Below are 2,123 nucleotides of genomic sequence, written 5' to 3'. Positions count from 1 at the left end.
GCGCCCGCCGGCGACGATGCGTCCGAGCGCAGCGCGCTGCTGCTCTGGATGATCTTTACCGGCCTCTCGATCTTCGCGGTCGTGCTGCTCTGGCGCTACGGCCTGATCCGCCTGATGGTGGTCTCCGACCGAACCTACATTTCGAGCCTGATCGCGCTCCTCTACATCGTCACCTGCGGCCACTGCTTCTGGCGCACCCGCACGATTGCCCGCGAAGGGGCGGCGGCGCGTCGCTGCCGCGCGGTGCTGGCCTCAGCCGACGGCGTCAAGGCGCTGGAGCCGGGTGCGACGTCACTGCCGCCGGGCTTGGTCAAGGACCACATCGCGAGTCTAGCAACGAAGGCGGCGGCGCAGGACTATCGCGCGGTGGACCAGACGCTGTTGCTCCGAACACTCGCGGATCGCCTCCGCGGCTCCAACGGCTTTGGCGCCTTCGTCTCGGATACGCTGATGAAGCTCGGCCTGCTCGGCACCATCATCGGCTTCATCATCATGCTGGCGCCGATCGCAACGCTCGATGCGGCCGACAAGGCCGCGATGAAGACCTCGATGGGGCTGATGAGCGACGGCATGGCGGTCGCGATGTACACCACGCTTGCGGGCCTCGTCGGCTCGATCCTGGTCCGCATCCAGTATTACATGCTGGATGCCGCAACCCAGCGCGTGTTCTCCGACGCCGTCATGATGACCGAGACCTATGTGACGCCCGCGCTCGAACGCAAAGGCGCTGACAAGGGAGCGACGAAGGGGCCGGGAACCGCGCCATGATGGACGATTTCGGCCTCTGGCCGCGCGAGGAGCCGTTCGATCCCCTCGGCGTGATGCTGTTCAAGGCACTCCAGGTGATCGCGTTTCTGTTCTTCCTCGCGCTGCTCGCGGTCTCGCCCGACGCCAAGGACGGCAAGATCGACTCCAAGGCCGAGTTCATGATCACCATGGACTGGCCGGACAATCATCCCGATGATCTCGACCTGTTCGTGCAGGACCCCGCAGGGAACATCGCCTGGTATCGCCACCGCGAGGCCGGATTCCTGACGCTCGACCGCGACGATCGCGGCGGCGCCAACGACTTCATCATCGTCAACGGCAAGAAGATCGCCTCGCCCATCCGCGAGGAGATCGTCACCGTGCGCGGCATCCTCGCCGGCGAATACACCGTCAACGTCTCGCATTTTGCAGCGACGACCGGCGAGCCGGTGCAGGCGAACGTGAAGGTGCAAAAGCTCAACCCGGTCGCGCAGGTCATTTTCGACAACAAGTTCACGGTCGACCACACCGGCGACGAGAAGACCGCGGTGCGGTTCCGGATCGATAGCGAAGGCAAAGTCGTCGATGTGAGCCAGCGGCCGAAATCGCTGCTCGAGACGTTCCGCAGCGGTTGGCGCAACGGGGCTGATCTCGACCCGAATACCGGTGTGAGCAGCAACGCCAAGAGGATACGCCGTGACTAGTCTGCAAACGGTCATCCTCACGCTGTCGGTCGCCTACGCGATCATCGGCGCACTCCTGCTGCTCGTGCTGGTCTATGCGCGGCTGCACTGGTCGCTGAAGGCCGTCGCCGTCGTCGTGACCAGCGCGTTCTACGTCATCAGCTTCACCGAGATGCGCGGCCTTTTGGGCTGGGCCACCACGGCGCGGCTGCCTGTGACCTTCAAGCTCCTGCATGCCCGCATCGTCGAGCCGCATACGCTGCAGGGCGAGCCCGGCGCGATCTATCTCTGGGTCGAGGAGCTCGACGAGGACAATCGCCCGAGCGCAATCCCCCGGGCCTACCGCGTGCCCTACAGCGACGCGCTCGCCGAAAAAACCCATGCCGCCGAGAACGAGATCAAGGCCGGCCATCCCCAAGGGGGGCGCGCCGCCGATTTCGGCGGCGGCGACGGCAGCATCATCGACATGGTCCGCGAATACGTCACGCCAAAAATCATTCTGGAGACCACGGGCGGGGATTCCTCGACCGGCGAGTTCAAGGCGCCGACCGACGCCGGGGCCGCCGTGTTCACGCCGCTGCCGCCGCCGCGGATGCCGCCGAAGGATGAGCAGTAGCTGCAGGGGCAGGGAGTAAGTTTGTCGCATCTGTCTCTGGAGAGGTGGGCGCAGCCGTTTCCACATCGTCATGCCCG

The 2,123-nt window shown here is 65.3% G+C and carries 3 protein-coding genes; all 3 read left to right on the top strand.

Annotated elements, in window-relative coordinates; translation table 11 throughout:
* On the top strand, nt 1-768 hold a 768-nt coding region (locus tag C2U70_RS32530), incomplete at its 5' end, for a MotA/TolQ/ExbB proton channel family protein (RefSeq protein ID WP_140982852.1).
* Nucleotides 765-1,451: a hypothetical protein gene (locus tag C2U70_RS32525; protein WP_140982849.1), complete on the top strand. Its 687-nt coding sequence runs from the start codon at nt 765-767 to the stop codon at nt 1,449-1,451. The genes C2U70_RS32530 and C2U70_RS32525, both read left to right, overlap by 4 nt.
* The gene (locus tag C2U70_RS32520; protein ID WP_140982846.1) at nt 1,444-2,046 is read left to right on the top strand and encodes a hypothetical protein; all 603 of its coding nucleotides are present in this window, start codon (nt 1,444-1,446) and stop codon (nt 2,044-2,046) included. The genes C2U70_RS32525 and C2U70_RS32520 overlap by 8 nt, the downstream gene beginning before the upstream one ends.
* Nucleotides 2,047-2,123: the final 77 nt, after the last annotated feature.

It is taken from the genome of Bradyrhizobium guangdongense (assembly GCF_006483445.1).
Taxonomy (GTDB): Bacteria; Pseudomonadota; Alphaproteobacteria; order Rhizobiales; family Xanthobacteraceae; genus Bradyrhizobium; species Bradyrhizobium guangdongense_A.
This window is presented reverse-complemented; position numbering and strand designations above follow the sequence as displayed.